Annotated in this window: 29 protein-coding genes and 1 tRNA gene; 7 read left to right on the top strand and 23 right to left on the bottom strand. The window is 34.4% G+C overall.

Features of this window, described 5'->3' with window-relative positions; genetic code table 11:
- The first annotated feature begins 2 nt into the window (after positions 1–2).
- The 3 genes from FA046_RS11800 to pdeM are packed head-to-tail and all read left to right on the top strand — an operon-like array spanning position 3 to position 4,701.
- Positions 3–1,619 (top strand): ATP-dependent DNA ligase, encoded by a 1,617-nt coding sequence (locus tag FA046_RS11800; protein WP_136826726.1) that lies wholly within the window; start codon positions 3–5, stop codon positions 1,617–1,619.
- Positions 1,616–4,057, top strand: a complete 2,442-nt coding sequence (locus FA046_RS11795; RefSeq protein WP_136826725.1) for a ligase-associated DNA damage response DEXH box helicase — start codon at positions 1,616–1,618, stop codon at positions 4,055–4,057. The genes FA046_RS11800 and FA046_RS11795 overlap by 4 nt, the downstream gene beginning before the upstream one ends.
- On the top strand, positions 4,054–4,701 hold the full coding sequence (pdeM, locus tag FA046_RS11790) for a ligase-associated DNA damage response endonuclease PdeM (protein ID WP_136826724.1): 648 nt from the start codon (positions 4,054–4,056) through the stop codon (positions 4,699–4,701). Before FA046_RS11795 ends, pdeM begins: the two co-directional genes overlap by 4 nt.
- Positions 4,702–4,846: 145 nt before the next feature.
- Here the strand turns inward: pdeM and FA046_RS11785 are convergent.
- Positions 4,847–4,922: transfer RNA gene (locus FA046_RS11785), tRNA-Phe, on the bottom strand.
- Between the two features lie 252 nt (positions 4,923–5,174).
- Here FA046_RS11785 and FA046_RS11780 point away from each other — a divergent pair.
- The 3 genes from FA046_RS11780 (at position 5,175) to FA046_RS11770 (ending at position 8,112) form a co-directional block, all read left to right on the top strand.
- The gene (locus FA046_RS11780; protein WP_136826723.1) at positions 5,175–6,473 is read left to right on the top strand and encodes a (Fe-S)-binding protein; all 1,299 of its coding nucleotides are present in this window, start codon (positions 5,175–5,177) and stop codon (positions 6,471–6,473) included.
- A 145-nt stretch (positions 6,474–6,618) separates the two neighbouring features.
- Entirely contained in the window at positions 6,619–7,410 is a 792-nt protein-coding gene (locus FA046_RS11775; RefSeq protein WP_136827038.1) for a (Fe-S)-binding protein, read from the top strand.
- Positions 7,411–7,482: 72 nt separating this feature from the next.
- Positions 7,483–8,112 (top strand): response regulator transcription factor, encoded by a 630-nt coding sequence (locus tag FA046_RS11770; RefSeq protein ID WP_136826722.1) that lies wholly within the window; start codon positions 7,483–7,485, stop codon positions 8,110–8,112.
- Between the two features lie 68 nt (positions 8,113–8,180).
- On the opposite strand, the gene FA046_RS11765 is transcribed toward FA046_RS11770, so the two are convergent.
- From FA046_RS11765 to FA046_RS11755, 3 genes are all read right to left on the bottom strand, one after another.
- Positions 8,181–8,414, bottom strand: a complete 234-nt coding sequence (locus FA046_RS11765) for a hypothetical protein (protein WP_136826721.1) — start codon at positions 8,412–8,414, stop codon at positions 8,181–8,183.
- 58 nt (positions 8,415–8,472) lie between these two features.
- Positions 8,473–8,940: a hypothetical protein gene (locus tag FA046_RS11760; RefSeq protein WP_136826720.1), complete on the bottom strand. Its 468-nt coding sequence runs from the start codon at positions 8,938–8,940 to the stop codon at positions 8,473–8,475.
- A gap of 65 nt (positions 8,941–9,005) precedes the next feature.
- On the bottom strand, positions 9,006–9,707 hold the full coding sequence (locus tag FA046_RS11755; RefSeq protein WP_136826719.1) for a LuxR C-terminal-related transcriptional regulator: 702 nt from the start codon (positions 9,705–9,707) through the stop codon (positions 9,006–9,008).
- Between the two features lie 84 nt (positions 9,708–9,791).
- On the opposite strand from FA046_RS11755, the gene FA046_RS11750 reads away from it, so the two are divergent.
- Positions 9,792–10,274, top strand: coding sequence for an ABC transporter ATPase (locus FA046_RS11750; protein WP_317130549.1), 483 nt, complete (start codon positions 9,792–9,794; stop codon positions 10,272–10,274).
- On the opposite strand, the gene mtgA is transcribed toward FA046_RS11750, so the two are convergent.
- From mtgA to rpsH, 19 genes are all read right to left on the bottom strand, one after another.
- Positions 10,267–10,989: a monofunctional biosynthetic peptidoglycan transglycosylase gene (mtgA, locus tag FA046_RS11745; protein WP_136826718.1), complete on the bottom strand. Its 723-nt coding sequence runs from the start codon at positions 10,987–10,989 to the stop codon at positions 10,267–10,269. The genes FA046_RS11750 and mtgA overlap by 8 nt on opposite strands.
- A 71-nt stretch (positions 10,990–11,060) precedes the next feature.
- The gene (gene rplI / locus FA046_RS11740; protein WP_136826717.1) at positions 11,061–11,504 is read right to left on the bottom strand and encodes a 50S ribosomal protein L9; all 444 of its coding nucleotides are present in this window, start codon (positions 11,502–11,504) and stop codon (positions 11,061–11,063) included.
- Positions 11,505–11,518: 14 nt separating this feature from the next.
- Positions 11,519–11,782, bottom strand: coding sequence for a 30S ribosomal protein S18 (gene rpsR / locus FA046_RS11735; RefSeq protein WP_136826716.1), 264 nt, complete (start codon positions 11,780–11,782; stop codon positions 11,519–11,521).
- Positions 11,782–12,138: a 30S ribosomal protein S6 gene (gene rpsF, locus FA046_RS11730; RefSeq protein WP_136826715.1), complete on the bottom strand. Its 357-nt coding sequence runs from the start codon at positions 12,136–12,138 to the stop codon at positions 11,782–11,784. Before rpsF ends, rpsR begins: the two co-directional genes overlap by 1 nt.
- Before the next feature lie 524 nt (positions 12,139–12,662).
- Positions 12,663–13,199: a 50S ribosomal protein L17 gene (rplQ, locus tag FA046_RS11725; protein WP_136826714.1), complete on the bottom strand. Its 537-nt coding sequence runs from the start codon at positions 13,197–13,199 to the stop codon at positions 12,663–12,665.
- Positions 13,200–13,310: 111 nt separating this feature from the next.
- Positions 13,311–14,303 (bottom strand): DNA-directed RNA polymerase subunit alpha, encoded by a 993-nt coding sequence (locus FA046_RS11720; protein WP_136826713.1) that lies wholly within the window; start codon positions 14,301–14,303, stop codon positions 13,311–13,313.
- Positions 14,304–14,385: 82 nt separating this feature from the next.
- The gene (gene rpsD / locus FA046_RS11715) at positions 14,386–14,994 is read right to left on the bottom strand and encodes a 30S ribosomal protein S4 (protein WP_136826712.1); all 609 of its coding nucleotides are present in this window, start codon (positions 14,992–14,994) and stop codon (positions 14,386–14,388) included.
- Between the two features lie 63 nt (positions 14,995–15,057).
- The gene (rpsK, locus tag FA046_RS11710; protein ID WP_136826711.1) at positions 15,058–15,447 is read right to left on the bottom strand and encodes a 30S ribosomal protein S11; all 390 of its coding nucleotides are present in this window, start codon (positions 15,445–15,447) and stop codon (positions 15,058–15,060) included.
- A 16-nt stretch (positions 15,448–15,463) separates the two neighbouring features.
- Positions 15,464–15,841: a 30S ribosomal protein S13 gene (rpsM, locus tag FA046_RS11705; protein ID WP_136826710.1), complete on the bottom strand. Its 378-nt coding sequence runs from the start codon at positions 15,839–15,841 to the stop codon at positions 15,464–15,466.
- Between the two features lie 26 nt (positions 15,842–15,867).
- The gene (gene rpmJ / locus FA046_RS11700) at positions 15,868–15,984 is read right to left on the bottom strand and encodes a 50S ribosomal protein L36 (protein ID WP_081659260.1); all 117 of its coding nucleotides are present in this window, start codon (positions 15,982–15,984) and stop codon (positions 15,868–15,870) included.
- A 2-nt stretch (positions 15,985–15,986) separates the two neighbouring features.
- Complete coding sequence (gene infA / locus FA046_RS11695; protein WP_017257530.1) at positions 15,987–16,205, bottom strand: translation initiation factor IF-1; 219 nt, start codon at positions 16,203–16,205, stop codon at positions 15,987–15,989.
- Positions 16,206–16,275: 70 nt separating this feature from the next.
- Positions 16,276–17,058, bottom strand: a complete 783-nt coding sequence (gene map, locus FA046_RS11690; RefSeq protein WP_136826709.1) for a type I methionyl aminopeptidase — start codon at positions 17,056–17,058, stop codon at positions 16,276–16,278.
- Positions 17,059–17,063: 5 nt separating this feature from the next.
- Positions 17,064–18,404, bottom strand: a complete 1,341-nt coding sequence (secY, locus tag FA046_RS11685; RefSeq protein ID WP_136826708.1) for a preprotein translocase subunit SecY — start codon at positions 18,402–18,404, stop codon at positions 17,064–17,066.
- A 3-nt stretch (positions 18,405–18,407) separates the two neighbouring features.
- Entirely contained in the window at positions 18,408–18,854 is a 447-nt protein-coding gene (gene rplO, locus FA046_RS11680; protein WP_136826707.1) for a 50S ribosomal protein L15, read from the bottom strand.
- Positions 18,855–18,859: 5 nt separating this feature from the next.
- On the bottom strand, positions 18,860–19,039 hold the full coding sequence (gene rpmD / locus FA046_RS11675) for a 50S ribosomal protein L30 (RefSeq protein WP_136826706.1): 180 nt from the start codon (positions 19,037–19,039) through the stop codon (positions 18,860–18,862).
- Between the two features lie 4 nt (positions 19,040–19,043).
- Complete coding sequence (rpsE, locus tag FA046_RS11670) at positions 19,044–19,562, bottom strand: 30S ribosomal protein S5 (protein WP_136826705.1); 519 nt, start codon at positions 19,560–19,562, stop codon at positions 19,044–19,046.
- Positions 19,563–19,575: 13 nt separating this feature from the next.
- Positions 19,576–19,932, bottom strand: coding sequence for a 50S ribosomal protein L18 (rplR, locus tag FA046_RS11665; protein ID WP_136826704.1), 357 nt, complete (start codon positions 19,930–19,932; stop codon positions 19,576–19,578).
- Between the two features lie 5 nt (positions 19,933–19,937).
- The gene (gene rplF, locus FA046_RS11660) at positions 19,938–20,495 is read right to left on the bottom strand and encodes a 50S ribosomal protein L6 (protein WP_136826703.1); all 558 of its coding nucleotides are present in this window, start codon (positions 20,493–20,495) and stop codon (positions 19,938–19,940) included.
- 13 nt (positions 20,496–20,508) lie between these two features.
- Entirely contained in the window at positions 20,509–20,907 is a 399-nt protein-coding gene (gene rpsH / locus FA046_RS11655; RefSeq protein WP_136826702.1) for a 30S ribosomal protein S8, read from the bottom strand.
- Positions 20,908–20,966 lie beyond the last annotated feature (59 nt).

The following is a 20,966-nucleotide window of genomic DNA, read 5'->3' as shown; positions in this document are numbered from 1 at the left end:
GGATGAAGAAGTTCGCTGAGCTGTTTACAGTATTGGATCAAACCACAAAAACCAATGAAAAAATAGAGGCATTGGTTAATTATTTCGCCATTTCTGATGCTGCAGATGCATTATGGACAACCGCTTTACTTACTGGCAGAAAACCAAAGCGTACGGTTAAAACTTCAGAACTCAAACTTTGGGCTATGGAATTATCTGGCGTAAGCGAATGGTTATTTGAAGAATCATACCATGTTGTTGGCGATTTAGCCGAAACCATTACGCTTTTATTACCACCATCTGAATCACAAACAGATTACTCTTTAACCGGCATGATGGCTTTATTGAAAACCCTTGATAAAGAACCAGAAGCCAGTAAAAAAAACATCATCCAAGAAATATGGATGCAACTCAACACTGCCGAAAGATTTGTTTTTAATAAACTCATCACCGGAAGTTTTAGAGTAGGAGTATCTCAACAATTAATTATTAAAGCGCTTGCCAAGCATTATAATTTAGTGGAAAGCAATGTAACTCATCGTTTAATGGGTAACTGGCTTCCAGCAACAACAACATTACAACATTTACTCTTTAATCCAGATATTCAGGAAGATTTATCCAAACCTTACCCATTTTATTTAGCTTATCAATTAGATGTTCCTTTTGCTTCATTAAATAACATCCAAGACTGGCAAATAGAGTATAAATATGACGGAATTCGTGGGCAAATCATCGTTAGAAAAAATGAACTATTCATTTGGTCTAGAGGAGAAGAATTAATGACCGATAAGTTTCCGGAATTTGAAGTACTAAAAAATACTTTACCAGACGGCACCGTAATTGATGGCGAAATTCTTCCTTTTAATGGAGATGAGCCCATGCCTTTTCATATCATGCAAACAAGAATTGGCAGAAAGAATTTATCTAAAAAAAGTCTGTCGGATGCGCCCCTATGTATGATGTGTTACGATTTGTTAGAGTATAATGGTGTAGATATTCGCCCTTTGCCTTTAAGCGAACGTCGGGCTCATCTTGAAACTTTAATAGAAACTTTAAAAAGCAATAATTTAGCTGCCGCAGCAGTTTTAAAATTATCACCCGTTTTTGAATGCCATACCGAACAGCAATTAATTGATTTGCGCTTAGTTTCCCGAGATAGAATGTGCGAAGGTTTGATGTTAAAACATAAAGATAGTTTGTATGAAGCAGGCAGGCGAAGAGGGAAATGGTGGAAATGGAAAATTGACCCGCTAACTGTCGACGGAGTTTTAATTTATGCTCAAAAAGGCCATGGCAGGCGAGCTGATTTATACACCGATTATACTTTTGCTGTTTGGCATCATAATGAATTAGTCCCGTTTACAAAGGCTTATTCCGGTTTAACCGATAAAGAATTGGTAGAAGTAGATTCATGGATAAAAAAACATACCAAAGAAAAGTTTGGGCCGGTTAGAAGTGTAACTCCTGAATTGGTTTTTGAAATTGCTTTTGAAGGAATCAATCCATCTCCACGCCATAAATCTGGTGTGGCTTTACGTTTTCCAAGAATTTTACGTTGGCGCAAGGACAAAAAAATTGAAGATGCCAATCATAAAGAAGATTTATTGAATTTAATTCAGCAACTATCCAATCCTGCATGACAGAGAAAAATATTTTAGCCTGGTTTAAAAAGCAGAAATGGAAGCCTCATGTTTTCCAAATGGAGACATGGAAAGCCATGCTAGCAGGATATTCTGGATTAATTAATGCACCCACCGGAAGTGGCAAAACCTATTCTGCCTGGTTTGGAATCTTATTAGAATATCTTCAAAAATATCCTGATCAAAAGAAAACAAAACCCGGTTTGCAGGCAATATGGATTACTCCAATTAGGGCTTTGGCAAAAGAAATTGAGTATTCCACCTCACGGTCATGTACAGATTTAGGCATTTCCTTTTCAGTCGCTATTCGCAGTGGTGATACTACAGCCGGGCAAAAAGCCAAGCAGAAAAAACAAATGCCCGAGTTATTAATCACCACTCCAGAAAGTTTACACCTATTATTAGCTCAAAAAGGTTATCCTGATATTTTTAAAAATCTATCTACCGTTGTAGTGGATGAATGGCATGAACTCATTGGCTCCAAAAGAGGTGTTCAAATGGAACTGGCATTATCCCGTTTAAAAGGCTTAAATCCTGATTTAAAAATCTGGGGTATTTCTGCAACTATTGGCAATTTAGAGGAAGCTAAAGATGTATTGCTAGGAAAATATGAGAGCCCTACAAAAATGATAAGGGCTAAAATTGTTAAAAATGTTCAGATAGAAACAATTTTTCCAGATGTGATTGAAAACTTTCCATGGTCTGGCTTTATTGGCACACAACTGCTCCCTAAAGTAATCCCCATCATCCATAAAAGCCAATCGGTTTTAATATTTACAAATACGCGTTCACAGGCTGAGATTTGGTATCAACAATTGCTAGAAACAGAACCAGATTTGGCAGGTTTAATAGCATTACATCATGGCTCTTTAGATCAAAATACCAGAACTTGGGTAGAAGATAATCTTCACGATGGCAAATTAAAAGCGGTAATCTGTACATCTAGTTTAGATTTAGGAGTAGATTTTAGTGCTGTTGATACCGTTATACAAGTGGGAAGCCCTAAAGGTGTAGCCAGGTTTATGCAACGAGCCGGAAGAAGTGGACACAGCCCCGGTGCCTTAAGCAAAATTTACTTTGTACCCACAAATTCCTTAGAAATTATTGAAGGAGCCGCCATGCGAGAAGCCATCAAACAAAATGTTATTGAAAGCAGAGTTCCCTTTATAAGAAGTTTTGATGTTTTAGTGCAATACTTAGTCACCCTTGCGGTTTCTGATGGTTTTGAGCCCGATGTTATTTATAAGGAGATCATAAGAACTCATTGTTTTGCAACAGTTACAAAAGATGAATTTTTATGGTGTTTACAATTTATTACAAATGGAGGTAACTCCCTTCAGGCTTATGATGAGTTTTATAAAGTAGAAATTGAAGACGGTATTTATAAAGTTTTGAGTAGAGGGGTTGCCATGCGACATAGACTTTCCATGGGGACTATAGTAGGCGATTCGGCTTTGCAGGTAAAATTTTTAAGTGGCAAACGTTTAGGAAGTATTGAGGAGAGTTTTATATCTAAACTGAATATAGGAGATGTATTTTGGTTTAGCGGTAAGAATCTCGAAATTATAAAAGTACATCACATGGAGGTTGTGGTAAAGAAAAGCACTCTTAAAAACGGAAAAATTCCAAGTTGGCAAGGAGGCAGAATGCCTTTATCATCTCAACTTTCTGCAATGATTAGGTATAAGATTGACAATTATTTAGCTAATAAAGTAAATGATGATCCCGAACTCAATAAACTAAAAGGACTATTTGAGTTGCAAGCAAAACGATCTCACCTGCCTACAAGTAAAGAGTTTTTAATAGAATATGTACAAACCAAGGAAGGTTATCATGTTTTTATGTACCCATTTGAAGGAAGGTTTGTACATGAAGGAATGGCAGCGATTGTAGCCAGAAAAATTTCAGAAATTCAACCCATCACATTTTCAATTGCAATGAATGATTATGGATTTGAACTTTTGTCTGATCAAGAGATTAATATTGAAGAAGCTTTATCATTGGATTTATTTAACATTAAAAATCTGGAAGCTGAAATACAAATGAGTGTAAATGCTACGGAGATGTCTAAAAGAAGGTTTCGCGAAATCGCATCCATAGCCGGATTGGTATTTCAAGGATATCCAAATAAAGCAATGAAAACCCGACATCTTCAAGCCAATTCTCAATTATTTTTTAGTGTGTTTGAAAAATATGATGCTGAAAATTTACTTTTGAAACAGGCTTATGATGAAGTATTAGATTTTCAATTAGAAATTGAACGAATGAGAATGGCGTATGACAGAATTAATCAACAATCTATTATATTAAAACGGCCAATTAAGCCCACGCCATTTGCATTTCCAATTATGGTAGACCGTACCCGAAGTTCCTACACCAACGAAAATATTCAAGACCGTTTATTAAAAATGAAAGCTCAGTTTGAGAAAGATTCATGAACAGAAAATTTATTATCGTAAATAATCAGCAATTAGAATTGCTGCCTCAAAAAGCAATCTACTGGCATGAAACTCAAACGCTCATCATCTCTGATATACATCTTGGGAAAGCCTCTCATTTCAGAAAAAATGGTTTGCCTATCCCTTTAGAATCCGGTATAGAAGATTTAAGAATGCTAGAAGCTTTATTACTAAAATATAAGCCTTTAAGAGTTCTTTTATTAGGCGATTTATTTCATAGTGAATGGAATCAGGAATGGTTACTCTTTGGAGCTTTATTAAGAAAATATGCTGCTATTTTATTTGAACTCGTTCGTGGCAATCACGATATTTTAAAAGCACATCATTACGATAATTTAAACATCCGTTTGCATGAGCATACTTTAACAGAAAGTGGAATTGTTTTTTCTCATGAGAAAATTAAAGTAGATGAGTGCCAATTTTCTATTTCCGGGCATATCCATCCAGGTTATAAACTATATGGAAAAGGCCGACAAAGCCTATCATTACCTTGTTTTTACCGAGAAAAAAATACATTGATCATGCCCGCCTTTGGAAAATTAACTGGCTTGGCTTACCTACCATCCACAAAATACACAGAGATTTTTGTTGTTTCAGAAGACCAAGTGCATTTAATAAAATAAATTTGAGTAATTAACTAGATTATTAATAGTTGGTGCATTGTTCATAGAAATCGCTCGGAAAAGGATTAAAAACGCTTTATACTGGTTTCAACCCACATTTAGATGCAAAAAAAAGCCTCACATTACTGTAAGGCTTAATTTTGAGTGGTGGTGCCTGCTGGGATCGAACCAGCGACACAAGGATTTTCAGTCCTTTGCTCTACCAACTGAGCTAAGGCACCGCTCTTTTTCCCCTTGTTGGTAATTGTTAGGGATTGCAAATGTAGCCTCTTTTTATTAAAACACAAATGTTTTTTGAAAAAACCTTGCATTATTATGAAGTATTTTGATGCAAAACAGCTATCAAGCTTATTTACAGAAACTTAAAATCATCATTTTTAATAAAATCATTCTAAATAAAAATATTATGCAAGCATAGTAAGCTAATTTAGTTGGATTCCTTAACTTAGCCTTGTAAACCAATTTAAAATTGAATGATAGCGCAAATCATCTTCTCCATAGCTCTTTTGACTGCCGTAATACTTTTTAGTATTCAGGTAAAAAAAATAATAAGAAATATCAACTTAGGTAAAGATACCAACCGCTCTGACAGACCGAAAGAAAGATGGTTAACCATGGCTAAAGTAGCTTTAGGGCAATCAAAAATGGTGGTAAGGCCAGTTGCTGGTATCATGCACATTTTTGTTTATTTGGGCTTCGTCATCATTAATTTAGAGGTCTTAGAAATTATTATTGATGGTGTTTTTGGTACTCACCGTATATTTTCTTTTTTAGGCAGTTTTTACAGTTTCTTAATCGCCTCCTTTGAAATATTAGCGTTATTAGTATTAGTAGGTGTCATTGTTTTTTTAGCCCGAAGAGTAGTTTTAGGTTTAAAAAGATTTTCAGGCGTAGAAATGACAGCTTGGCCAAAATCAGATGCTATTTATATTTTAGTGATTGAAGTTTTGCTGATGAGTGCATTTTTAACCATGAACGCAGCAGATTATAAGCTTCAATTGGCAGGCTATAGCCATTACTTAACAGCAGGTAGTTTCCCTGTATCACAATACTTATTAGGTCTTTTACCCAACTCCACAGAAAGCTTAGTATTCATTGAAAGAGCTTGTTGGTGGTTTCATATTTTAGGCATATTGGCTTTCTTAAATTATTTACCTTTCTCTAAGCATTTCCACATCATATTAGCTTTTCCAAATACCTGGTATAGCAACCTTAACGCAAAAGGCAGATTTAACAACATGACCAGCGTAACCAATGAGGTAAAAGCAATGCTAGATCCATCTTTCACCCCTCCTGCAGCTACAGAAATTGGCAGATTTGGCGCAAAAGATGTTCAAGATTTAAACTGGGTGCAATTAATGAATGCTTATACCTGTACAGAATGTGGCAGGTGTACTTCAGTTTGCCCGGCCAACCAAACTGGTAAGCTTTTATCGCCCAGAAAAATAATGATGGATACCCGAGATCGTTTAGAAGAAGTAGGAAAAAACACTGATAAACATGGCAAAGGATATGACGACGGAAAATCTTTATTAGATGATTATATCACCCGAGAGGAAATTTGGGCTTGTACCACCTGTAATGCTTGTACAGAGGCCTGTCCGGTAAACATAGATCCTCTTTCTATTATCGTTGATTTAAGAAGATATGCCGTAATGGAAGAATCTAATGTAACAGGTAGCTTAAACGCCATGTTTTCTAACGTAGAAAACAATGGTGCCCCTTGGAAATATTCTCCGGCTGATAGATTAAATTGGGCTAACAAAGATTAAAATTAGGGCGTTTTAACACGCTTTCCGCTAAATCTTTTTTGTCACCCTACGCAAAGCCGAAGGACAAAAAAGGATACCGCTGCAATCGTTAACGCAGCACCTAACAAAAAATTGAACACACATGAACGCAAATACTATTGAACCAATGAACACCACAATAAAAATCCCTACAATGGCAGAAATGATGGCTGCTGGAGAGAAACCCGAAATTCTTTTTTGGGTGGGTTGTGCCGGAAGTTATGATGAAAGAGCACAACGTATTACTAGAGCTTTCGCTAAAATACTTCACCATGTGGGCATCAAATTTGCGGTTTTAGGAACCGAAGAAAGTTGTACCGGTGATCCTGCAAAAAGAGCTGGAAACGAGTTTCTTTTCCAAATGCAAGCCATGTCAAACATCCAGGTTTTAGATGCTTACGAAATCAAAAAAATTGTAACGGCTTGTCCTCATTGTTTCAATACTTTAAAAAATGAATATCCAGAATTGGGCGGTAATTATGAGGTGATACATCATACCCAATTAATTCAAGAGTTAATTGAATCTGGAAAATTAAAAGCAGAAGGAGGCGATTTTAAAGGAAAGAAAATCACTTTTCATGATCCTTGTTATTTAGGCAGAGGAAATGGCGTTTATGAAGCTCCGCGTAAAGCATTAGAAATTTTAGATGCTGATTTAGTAGAACTTAAACGCTGTAAATCTAACGGTTTATGTTGTGGTGCCGGTGGTGGTCAAATGTTTAAAGAACCAGAAAAAGGAAAAAAAGATGTAAACATTGAAAGAATGGATGATATTTTACAAGCTAAAGCTGATGTTGTAGCTGTAGGCTGTCCTTTTTGCATGACCATGATTAACGATGGCGTTAAGCATTTTAATAAAGAACAAGAAATAGAAGTGCTAGACATTGCCGAAATATCTGCTAAGGTAAATGGGCTATAATTTAGGTTCTAATAAATATTGTTTACTTTCATCAGTTAAAATACACATCTTATTTATGTTGTATAATTTAATATGATAGATATTGTAATTGTTGACGACCATAAACTTTTTGCCCAAGGTTTAGCCAGTATTCTTTCTGAAGATGAGAATTTAAATGTGAAAGCAGTTTTTAATGATGGTAGATCTATGATAGATTATCTTAAAAATAACAGTGCTGATATTGTGTTAATAGATCTCAATATGCCTTCTTTTGATGGCAAATCTACACTCCAAAAATTAAAAGAAGATCAGATAAAAACCAAACGAATGATACTTTCTATGTACGCCGAAGATAGCTTACTTAGAGAATGTATTGATATTGGAATAGATGCTTATTTATTAAAAGATACTGAACCCGAAATATTAATTAGTACAATTAAAGAGGTATATGATGGCGTTTATAATTTCGACCATTTAAATATTAAAAAGCCGATTTCAGATAAATTATTTAAAGATGATTTCATCAACAAGCATAAACTATCTAAAAGAGAAATTGAAGTTGTGAATTTAATTGTGGAGGGCTTAACCAACCAAAAAATAGCCGATAAGCTTTTTCTATCCACCTATACTATAGACACTCACCGGAAAAACATTTTACAAAAGCTATCAGTAAAAAATACAGCTGAATTGGTGAAAATGGCTCTCGAACAAAATATTAAATAATGGAAAGGCATACATTAAATCTCTATTGAAAAAAATCTTTAAAGATTTAATGTGTGCCAGTTTTTTTATTATTTAAGGGTTGTTTTACTAGTAAAAAGAGGATTTTCTTTTGGTAGAAGGCTGTCTGTACTAAGCTGCATTGCTGGTAAAACCTGACGGTATAATTTTACTGAATTATTTCTTTTTCCAACATTTAAAGAAGTTTTATTTACTTCCTTAGAAAGCCAGAAACTCAACACAATAGTATGTAGTACCAAAACAGTGAGCATAAATATTAAATAATTTGCTTTTTTATTCTTCATCCGCAACATCTCGTTTTCGAATTTCTAAGTTATGAATTTTACTTTTGCATACCAATACCTATTTATCGGTATTTATAAAGTCTGTTTTCATTTCCTTGAAATTTCTTACCCAATTATTTATGTTTTCAATTTTAATGATTTTTACCGGAAACCTAATCTCATTGGTCATTTCATCAATATTCCCATTTTTATCGTTGTAGGTTTGATAAATAACCGATTCGCTTTCACACTTAAAAATCAACCATCCAGCAAGTTCATCTCCTAAATAATTAACATCCTGAATTTTATCTAACCTTACAGCAAAATATTCAGCCTTATTATTTATTCCTGTTCTCTTATACCTTACAAAGCCCGAATTAGTTATATCTAAATTAAACTTTTTTATACCTAGCTCTTTCTCGGCTTGGTATTGCTGGTAAGTCTCTAAAAAAATCTTTCTGGAAGAATCAAAAGAAGAGGCATCATAATTTATGTTAAATCCTATTAAAAGATAAATTATAAAAATATAGCCAAAGAGAAAATTCATGCCTTAAAATAACTCTAACATATTTATCCTATTATAAACTCACTCAAAAAACTGCTGCTTTTATATCAAACCAGTCCGGTTTCTTTACAAAACAAAACTAAAGCAGCCATATTCTTAATTTTTAACTTTTTTTGAACATTTTTACGGTGGGTCTCAATAGTATGCTTACTTAAGAAAAGTTCTTCTGCAATTTCTTTAGAAGATAAGCCTTTGCATATTTTTGTCAGCACCTCAATTTCTCTTTTACTTAAAGCATCTAAAATAAGCTGATGCTGAAGCTTTAAGTTTTCTGCAAGAATAGCCCTCAATTGAATATCTGTATCCATCTGAGGGCTCAAATCAACATCTACGTTCAATATCCTAATAGGCAGTTCTCCTTGATTGGTGTTACTTATTACTTTTCCCCAGCCTATAAACCATTTATAAAGTCCGGTATCTTTATGCTTACATCTAAAAACACCTCCATATTGCTTATCAGCATGGTGATTAAAATGTTCAATACTTTGATCAGGAACATTATAATCATCAGGATGAACCACTTGGTACAAGTAATTTAAACCGCCCATCTTTTTAATTTCATCAATGGTATAACCTAAAGTTTCTTCATTAGTCTTATTACACCAAACAACGCCTTTATCTAATTCGGTAATATATATGTTAGCGGGTACGCAATCTACAATTTCTTGTAAAAACCGGCAGTGCTCTTCTAAAGACAAAATCTTTTCTTCTAACACTTTAATATCTATACTTTCTATTGACGTACTCATAATTTCAGAATAAAAATAATTAAAATCTACAAGAATGACATTCTACAGATTGCCACAAATTTAAAAATTACCTAATTTTGAATTATGATGAACGAAAATTCAAGAGTTTGGGTTTACCAATCTAATAAAGAATTTAATAATAGCGAATTAAATGTTTTAGATACTTTGTTATTAGATTTCACAAATACTTGGTCGGCTCATAATCAGCAGCTAAAAGCATCTTATGAAATAAAATATAATCGTTTTATTGTTTTAATTGTAGATGAAAATCAGGCTGGTGCTAGTGGTTGCTCAATAGACAAATCGGTTCATTTGATGAAAGAGATGGAGCAAAAATTCAACATCAATTTATTTGACAGATTTCATATTGCCTGGAAAGATAAAGAAAGTGTTTACTCTGCTTCAAGAGCAGAATTTGAGGCACTCATAGAAAAGAAACAAATAAATAGCGAAACCATAGTTTTCAACAATTTAGTTCTTAATTATAAAGACTACCAAAACAACTGGGAAATTCCATTTAAAGAGAGCTGGCACTCTAAAATTTTTAAATTAGAAGAAGCTAGTTAAACTTTAGTCCCTTTAAATTCCTCATATTTCTAAGTATGAGAGATTGTTTGTGATAAATGTAGGCCGTTGGCTTTGCTGGTGTCCATCTAATTGGATTAGGCAATACAGCTATTAATAAAGCAGCTTCACCTTTAGTTAAATTTTCAGCCGATTTACCATAATATTTTTGACATGCTTTTTCCATTCCATAAATTCCGTCGCCTGTTTCAATCACATTTAAATAAACCTCTAAAATTCTTTCTTTGCTCCACAGCAATTCTATTAAAATTGTAAAGTACGCTTCAAATGCCTTTCTTACGTAAGATCGTCGAGGCCATAAAAACACATTTTTAGCTGTTTGCTGACTAATGGTACTTCCCCCTCTTATCTTTTTTCCTTGCTTATTTTTCTCGTATGCTTTTCCTATCGCTTCTAAATCAAAACCGTAATGAGTCATAAATCTGGAGTCTTCTCCGGCTAAAGCTGCTTTTTTTAAATTAAAAGATAGCTCATCAAAATCTCTCCATTTTCTCTCTAGCTTCCACTCCTTTCCATCAGCTTTTCTTTCAAAACCCCTTTCTACCATTAAAAATGTAATCGGTGGATTGATAAATTTATAGAGCAACACCCAAAAAATAGTGACACCAAAAAACCATAGCATGGCCTTAAACAAAAGTCTAGCTATTTTTTTGACGGAAAATTTAGAACTAGTTCTTCTCGGTTTCTTTAATGACATAATACTCTAAAATAAAAAATGCTTTCTGAAATTCAGAAAGCATTTAAATTTTATTAAGAATTTGATAAAGCTTACTCAGCAACTACAGCAAAAGGAACTTGTACTTTCACTTCTTTGTGTAGGTTTAAGTTAGCAATATAATCACCAACAAACTTCACATCAGTTTCAAAAGTAATTCTTCTTCTGTCTACTTCAAAGCCTAATTTCTTTAATGCGTCAGACACTTGAATAGTGTTAACAGCACCAAATATTTTACCGCTTTCACCTGCTTTAGCACCAATAGTTAATTTAACATCAACTAATCTTGCTGCAATAGCATCAGCATCCTTCTTTATTTTTTCTTGTTTAAACTGAGCTTGTTTAATGTTCTCAGCTAAAACTTTTCTTGCCGACTCAGTTGCTAAAATAGCATGACCCTGAGGAATTAAATAATTACGGCCAAAACCAGGTTTTACAGAAACAACATCGTCTTTCTCTCCCAGGTTTTTTACATCTTGTGTTAATATTACTTGCATGTTTGTAGCCTCCCTTATTTTAAACCATCAGTTACAAATGGCAATATGCCTATATGACGAGCTCTTTTAACCGCCTGCGCTACTTTACGTTGGTATTTTAAAGAAGTACCAGTTAATCTTCTTGGTAAAATCTTACCTTGATCGTTAATGAATTTCAATAAAAAATTTGCGTCTTTATAGTCAATGTATTTAATTCCGTTTTTCTTAAAACGGCAATACTTTTTTCTGTTGTCCTCCACCTTGGGAGCAGTAACATACTGGATTTGATCTTGTGCCATTAGTTTGCTACCTCAGTTTTCTTTTTGTTAAAAGCACCACCACGTTTTTTGTCATTGTACGCAACAGCATGCTTATTTAAACTAATTGTTAAAAATCTCATTACACGCTCATCACGTTTTAATTCGATTTCTAATTTGCCGATAACCTCTCCTGAAGCTTTAAACTCAGTTAAGTGAAAGTACGCTGTTGATTTTTTCTCAATCAGGTACGCCAGTTTTTTCAAACCCCAATTGTCTTCCATAACAATTTCGGCTCCATTATCAGTAAGTAACTTAGAGAATTTTGCAATTACTTCTTTAGCAACTTCTTCTGATAACAGTGGGGTAAGAATGATAGTGGTTTCGTATTGATTCATTTCTTACTATTTGTTTTTAATTTACCGCTTTTTGCGGGACTGCAAAAGTAGAGAATATTTATTTGTAATACAAGAGATTAGAAAAGCTTTTTCATAGATTATGCCAGCCTGTCCTAAGCTATCGGGATGAATTACTACTCGCTCCACTAAAAAATGGGGCTATGGGGTATTGCAGCCTCCTCAGTTTACCTCACTCGGATTGGTGCAAAATACCAACATTTCACCCCGATAAGGTTAATAGAATCGGACTATCATTTTTACTTTATTAAAACGAAACTCTACTTTCAATTCCCATCTCCCCTAAAGACATATATGTAGTTAAACGACTTTAAAGTTTAGATTTATTGTAAAGGCCTGAGTTAAATAAGCTTGATTGCAGCGGTTACAGGCCTTAGCGCTTAAGGCTTGTGCAGTATGAGCGGAAAGCAAGGCTACCTTTATTAATTAGCAATAAAGCACCCTTTCTAAAACAAAAAACCTCCAACAAATTAATGTTGAAGGTTTCTTAAATTGTTAAATCAGAATTATTCTGCTGATTTTTCTTCTTTAGTATCTGTATTTTCTTCAGCTGCTGGAGCTTCTTCAGTTACAGGTGCTTCTACTTTAGCTTCCGCTACTGGTGTTTCTGCTGTTTTAGCTTTAGAACCAGAACCTCTTCTACGAGTAGATTTTTTCTCTACTTTAGCTTCAGTATTGTAAGTTAAGTTGAAATCTACTAATTCAATGATGGCCATTTCGGCGTTATCACCTAAACGATTTCCTAATTTCACAATACGAGTGTAACCACCTGGTCTGCCAGCAATTTTCTCTGCAACTTCACGAAACAAAGTAGTTAATACTTCTTTATTTTGCAAGTAAGCAAACACTGTACGACGAGAGTGTGTAGTATCGTTTTTTGCTTTAGTTAACAATGGCTCAACATACATACGTAATGCTTTTGCTTTTGCTAAGGTTGTTGTAATACGCTTATGCTCTATTAAAGAAGAAGCCATGTTAGCCAACATTGATTTTCTGTGACTAGTTGTACGACCTAAGTGATTGAATTTTTTTCCGTGTCTCATTACTTTATTTATTTGCGCATACCGTCAGTTCTAGCCTGAATTGGCGAACCGGGAATTATGCGGCATTTTCAGTTTCACCCCTAAATCCCCTAAAATGGACTTAAAGTTTAATTATTCTTCGTCTAATTTAAATTTAGACAGGTTCATTCCAAAAGATAATCCTTTTGATTTTACCAGTTCTTGAATTTCAGTTAAAGATTTCTTACCGAAGTTTCTGAATTTTAACATATCAGCAACATCATAAGAAACTAATTCTGCTAAAGTTCTGATATCAGCTGCTTTTAAGCAATTTAATGCTCTTACAGAAAGATCAAGATCTACTAACTCGGTTTTTAAGATTTTACGCATGTGTAAAACTTCTTCGTCAACTTCTTTAGTTTCTTCTTTAGCTTGAGATTCTAATACTAAATTTTCATCAGAGAACAACATAAAATGCTGAATTAAAATTTTAGCAGCTTCTTTTAATGCTTCTTCAGGATGAATAGAACCGTCAGTAGTGATGTCTAAAACCAATTTCTCGTAATCAGTTTTTTGCTCAACCCTAAAGTTCTCAATAGTATATTTAACATTTTTGATTGGCGTGTAAATAGAGTCGATAGCAATAACACCTACTGGTGCATCTGCATTCTTGTTCTCTTCTGCCGCAACATAACCTCTACCTTTGTTAATGGTTAATTCTATTTCTAATGTAACAGAATCTTCCATGTTACAAATCACAAAATCAGGATTTAAAACCTCAAAGTTGTTAGAGAATTTAGTAATATCACCAGCCTTGAAAGATTCTTGGTTGCTAATAATTACAAATATTTTTTCTGAATCGCCAGAATCGCCAGTTTTCTTGAAACGTACTTGCTTTAGATTCAAAATAATGTCTACCACGTCTTCTGCCACTCCTTTAATAGTAGAGAATTCATGAGAAACACCTGAGAAACGAACTGAGGTAATTGCGTAACCTTCTAATGAAGAAAGCAGAATTCTTCTTAATGAGTTACCTATAGTAACACCAAAACCAGGTTCCAAGGGACGAAATTCAAACGTACCATCGAAATCTGTTGATTTCTGCATAATAACTTTATCGGGTTTCTGAAATGCTAAGATTGCCATTTATTTTGCCTTATGTTTATCGTTAATTTTTGGATAAAACAACTAATTGCCGGTTAATAAACCAGCAATTAGTAATTCATCATTATTTAGAGTACAATTCGACGATTAAGTTTTCCTTGATATTTTCAGGAATACTTTCACGCTCTGGAAAATGTAAGAATTTACCTGAAAGAGACTTTGCATCCCATTCTAACCAGTTGTACTTATTTATCATTCGGCCAGCAACTGAGTGAGCAATAGATTCTAAAGTTTTAGATTTCTCTCTAACTTCTACAACATCACCAGCTCTTAAAGTATAAGAAGGGATGTTAACTACTTCACCGTTAACTAGGATGTGTCTGTGAGATACCAACTGACGAGCTCCAGATCTTGTGGTTGCAATACCTAAACGGTAAACTGCATTATCTAATCTTGCTTCTAAAAGTTGTAATAAATTTGTTCCTGTAATACCTTCTTTTGAAGATGCTTTTTTGAACAAGTTAGAGAATTGCTTCTCTAATACACCATAAGTGTATTTTACTTTTTGCTTCTCTTGTAATTGAGTTGCATATTCAGACTGCTTTCCTCTTCTTTTAGAAGCACCATGCTGTCCAGGAGGATAATTTTTTCTATCTAATGCCTTATCAGGACCAAAAATTGGTTCTCTGAATTTACGGGCTATCTTTGATTTTGGACCTGTATATCTTGCCATTGTTTTGTAATTAAAGTATCAAGCAGCCTTAAGCTGTAGAATCTTATCTTTAAAAAATAATTATTAAACTCTTCTTCTTTTAGGAGGACGACATCCATTGTGTGGAAGTGGAGTAATATCCTTAATGGTTGTTACTTCCAATCCTGAATTTTGTAGAGTACGAATTGCTGATTCACGACCAGAACCTGGCCCCTTCACAAAAACTTCAACTTTACGCAATCCTAAATCATGTGCAACTTTACCGCAATCAATTGCAGCTTGAGAAGCAGCATATGGAGTGTTCTTTTTAGAACCTTTGAATCCTTGCTTACCAGCAGATGACCATGAAATGGTTTGTCCCTGATTATTGGTAAGAGTGATGATAATGTTATTAAACGTAGCGTTAATGTGTGCCTGACCAACTGGTTCAACAACTACAATACGCTTTTTAGTAACTTTTTTTGACTTAGCCATTTTTTACTATCAGTTATTATTTAGTAGCCTTTTTCTTGTTCGCAACAGTTTTTCTCTTTCCTTTACGAGTACGAGAATTGTTTTTTGTTCTCTGTCCACGTAATGGTAAGCCTTTTCTGTGACGTAATCCTCTGTAACATCCTATATCCATCAAACGTTTGATGTTTAATTGAACTTCAGAGCGAAGTTGACCTTCTACTTTGATAGATTCGTTGATGATGTTACGGATCGCTGTTAACTCTTCATCGGTCCATTCTTGAACTTTTTTATCTACATTGATACCTGCCTGTCCTAAAATAGACTGAGCAGTACTTTTACCAATACCGTAAATATAAGTAAGGCCGATCTCTCCTCTTTTGTTTTTTGGTAAATCTATACCTGCTATCCTTGCCATTTATTCTTTGTTGATAGTTTAACTAATTAACCTTGACGCTGCTTATACTTTGGATTTTTTTTGTTGATTACGTACAATTTACCTTTTCTACGAATCACCTTACAATCAGCACTGCGTTTTTTGATGGATGCTCTAACTTTCATTTCTATTTATACCTATAAGTTATCCTGCCTTTGGTGAGATCATAAGGAGACATCTCCAGTTTCACACGGTCTCCTGGTAAAATTTTAATGTAATGCATTCTCATTTTACCTGATATGTGTGCTATGATCTCGTGACCATTCTCTAATTCAACACGAAACATTGCATTTGATAACGCTTCTTTAATAATTCCGTCTTGCTCTATAGAGGATTGTTTGGCCATATTTGTTTGATTTTTACTTAATTAGCTCCACTGAAGCGGGTCGCAAAATTAAATAAAAAAAATTATATTATTATACTTTATTTAAAACTTCTTCAATGTATTCAAAAGTAGAGAGAATATCTGCCTTACCTTTCTTAATTGCAACAGTGTGTTCAAAATGAGCAGATGGCTTTTTGTCTACTGTAGACACTGTCCAACCATCTTCCCAAAATTTAACTCCTGCTCTACCAGCATTAATCATTGGCTCTATAGCTATGACCATCCCCTCCTCTAATTTTATTCCTGAACCTCTTTTTCCGTAATTAGGAACTTCTGGCTTTTCATGTAGATTTTTACCAACTCCATGACCAACTAATTCTTTTACTACTCCGTATCCGTGTTTTTCAGCATGCTCTTGAACAGCATAACCTATATCACCAATTCTATTACCCACTATTGCTTTATCAATTCCTAACTGAAGGCATTCTTTAGTTACTTCTAACAACTTCTTAGCCTCTTCACTTACATCACCAATAGCGAATGTATATGCCGAATCTCCAAAATAGCCATCCTTAACTACACCACAATCTATCGAAACAATATCACCTTCTCTTAATTCGTACTTACTTGGAAAGCCATGTACTACTTGATCATTTAAGGAAATACATAGTGTATATGGAAATCCATTATAATTTAGAAAAGCAGGAATTGCTTTATTATCTCTAATAAACTCCTCTGCAATTTTATTTAGATAATTTGTAGTTACTCCTTCTTTAAGAACCTTTGCTACTTCTGCGTGAGTTTTAGAAACTAATAAGGAACTTATTCTTATTAATTCTATCTCTTCAGAAGACTTATAAATTATCTTAGGCATAGCTACTAAAATGCTGCACCTGTACTTGAATCAGCTGTAACTGCTGGAGTACGTCCTTTAATTCTTCCAGTTTTCATTAAACCATCATAATGACGCATTAACAAATAACTTTCTACTTGTTGTAAAGTATCTAAGACTACAGCAACTAAGATCAATAAAGAAGTACCTCCAAAGAAATGCGCAAACTGTGAGTTAACACCTGCAACAATAGCCAACGATGGTAAAATTGCAATAATCGCTAGAAAAATAGATCCAGGGAAAGTAATCCTTGAGATGATTCCATCAATAAAATCAGCTGTTGTTTTACCTGGCTTAATACCTGGAACAAATCCACCATTCTTCTTCATGTCATCAGACATTTGATTTGGATTGATAGTAATTGCAGTATAAAAGAAAGTAAACAAAATGATTAATACAGCAAAAGTTACATTGTAAGCCACTGAAGTGTAATCACTAAATGAAGCTAATAATGAAGACTGTGCATTAGGAAAAAACTGTCCAACTGTAGATGGGATAAACATAATTGCCTGAGCAAATATGATTGGCATTACACCAGCGGCGTTCAATTTTAATGGAATATATTGTCTAACTCCACCATATTGTTTATTACCAACTATCTTCTTCGCATATTGAACAGGTATCTTTCTAGTTCCCTGAATAATTAATACCGTAAACATTACTACCGCAAACAATGCTACAAACTCGATAAAGAAAGCGATTAACCCCCCTTGTCCATTTTGTCTGCTCACAAATTCAGCACCAATACCATAAGGTAATTGAGCAATAATACCTACCATGATTAATAAAGAAATACCATTTCCAATCCCTTTATCAGTTATTTTTTCACCCATCCACATCACAAACATGGTACCGGCAGTTAAAATAACCATTGAAGAAATAGTGAATAATGGATCGCCAAACAATCTTGCATCAGGTGCAATTTGAGACTTTACGTACCCAATAGCTTGTAGAGCTGTAATACCAATCGTTAAATATCTGGTAATTTGATTGATTTTCTTTCTTCCACTTTCACCTTCCTTTTGCATTTTTTGAAAGTAAGGAACAGCTATACCTAACAACTGCACTACAATAGAAGCAGAAATATAAGGCATAACACCTAGCGCAAAAATTGAAGCTCTAGAAAAAGAACCTCCTGCAAACATGTTCAGTAATCCTAATAATCCTTCTTTGGCTTCACCCTCTTGTAAAGAGTTGGGATCAACACCTGGAAGAACAATAAAAGAACCAATTCTATATACTAAAAGAATTAAGAGAGTGTATAAAATACGCCCTCTTAATTCTTCGATTTTCCAAATATTGGATAAAGTTGTAAACAGCTTCTTCATTAATTATAATTTAGCAACAGAACCACCTAAAGCCTCAATAGCCTTTTGAGCTGTAACTGTAAAAGCATGAGCCTTAATATCTAATTTTGCTTTGATTTCTCCTCGTCCTAAGATTTTGATTAAATCATTTTTAGATACCAAACCATGTTCTTTCATGATTTCGAAATCTATAACGCTTAAATTAAATTTTTCAGCTAAGTTTTGTAGAACGTCAAGGTTAACACCTACGTATTCTATTCTGTTTGGATTTTTAAATCCAACCTTAGGCACACGACGTTGTAATGGCATTTGACCACCTTCAAAACCAACTTTTGATTTATAACCAGAACGAGAACCCGCTCCTTTATGACCACGTGTGGATGTACCGCCACGTCCAGAACCAGTACCACGACCAATTCTTTTTCTATTTTTTGTTGAACCTTCTGCAGGTTTTAAGTTACTTAAATTCATGGTAATTATACTTTTTCTATGGCTACCAAATGATTTACTTTTTTCACCATTCCAATAATTGCTGGATTAGCTTCTACTTCTACGCTTTGGCTGATTTTAGTTAAACCTAAAGCCTGCATAGTTCTTTTTTGGCGTAAACTTCTGTCGATAACGCTCTTAATCTGGGTTATTTTTATCTTAGCCATCTTCTTAACCGTTAAAAACTTTACTTAATGAAACACCTCTTTGTTGAGCAACTGCATGAGCATCTCTTAATTGAGATAAAGCAGAAATAGTTGCCTTTACCACGTTGTGTGGGTTAGAAGAACCTTTAGATTTAGCAAGTACATTGTGAATACCAGCAGATTCTAATACCGCTCTCATTGCACCACCAGCAATAACTCCAGTACCATTTGCAGCAGGTTTCAAGAAAACAAAACCTCCTGAAAATTTACCGATTTGCTCATGTGGTATAGTGTTATTGATAATAGGCACTTTAACCAAATTCTTTTTTGCATCATCAATTCCTTTAGCAATTGCCTCAGTAACCTCTTTTGCTTTACCTAAACCGTAACCTACTACTCCGTTTTCATCTCCTACCACAACGATAGCAGAAAAACTGAAGGTACGACCACCTTTGGTAACTTTAGCAACACGTTGGATGCTAACCAAACGATCTTTTAATTCAATCTCGTTTGCTTTTACTCTTTTTATATTTATAGTTGACATTTCTCTACCTCAATTAAAAGATTAAACCAGCTTCACGAGCACCTTCAGCAAGAGATTTCACTCTACCATGGTACAAGTAACCATTTCTATCAAAAACAACTTCCTTAATTCCAGCTGCAATTGCTTTCTCAGCAACTTTTTTACCTACCTCTTTAGATTGATCTATTTTGGTACCTTTTGCACTAAAATCTTTTTCTGAAGACGAAGCAGCAACCAAAGTTTTGCCATCATTGTCATCAATAATTTGAGCATATATTCCTTTGTTACTTCTGAAAACAGATAAACGTGGACGCTCTGGGGAACCAGTAATTCTTTTTCTAATTCCTTTTTTTATTCTTTCCCTGCGGGATAATTTAATTTTTCCTGCCATGACAATTATTTTTTAGATGCTGACTTACCTGCTTTTCTTCTCAACTGCTCTCCAACGAACTTGATACCTTTACCTTTGTAAGGTTCTGGTGCTCTCAATGAACGAATCTTAGCTGCAACTTGACCTAACAATTGCTTATCTATAGATTCTAAAATGATTGTTGGATTCTTTCCTTTCTCTGCTGTTGTAACCACCTTAATTTCTGGAGGAAGCGCAAACACAATATGGTGAGAATAACCTAACACTAAATCCAAAGTATTTCCTTGGTTTGTTGCTCTGTAACCTACACCTACTAATTCTTGTTCTAATTTATAACCTTCTGTTACACCAACAACCATGTTATTGATCAACGATCTGTATAAACCATGTAATGCTTTATGACGTTTTTGCTCTGAAGGACGGCTAACAATAATGTTTCCTTCTTCTTCTGAAACAGTAATATCAGAATCTACTTTCTGACTCAATTCGCCTTTTGGGCCTTTAACAGTAACTAAATTATCAGAAGAAACTGATAATGTAACTCCGTTAGGAATTGAAATTGGGGCTTTACCTATTCTTGACATCTCTTTCCTCCAATTAATATACGTAACATAAAACTTCACCACCAATATTTAATTGCTTAGCTTCTTTATCAGTCATTACACCTTTAGAAGTTGACAATATGGCGATACCTAAACCATTTAATACTCTAGGCATATTGCCCGTACCTGCATATTTTCTCAAACCTGGTTTACTTGCTCTCGCAATGCTGCGAATAGCTGGAATTTTAGTAATTGGATGATATTTTAAAGCCACTTTAATAGTGCCTTGAACTTCATTATCCTCAAACTTGTAATTCGTAATAAAACCTTTATCAAAAAGTACTTTCGTAATTTCCTTTTTTAGGTTTGATGCAGGAATTTCAACAACCCTGTGGTTGGCCTTGATGGCATTCCTTACTCTTGTAAGATAATCTGCGATTGGATCTGTATACATTTATTTTACTATGATATAAATAAAAAGAATTTTTCGGACCGCAAAGGTACAAAAAATTC

It is taken from the genome of Pedobacter cryophilus, from assembly GCF_005116455.1.
GTDB lineage: Bacteria > Bacteroidota > Bacteroidia > Sphingobacteriales > Sphingobacteriaceae > Pseudopedobacter > Pseudopedobacter cryophilum.
This window is presented reverse-complemented; position numbering and strand designations above follow the sequence as displayed.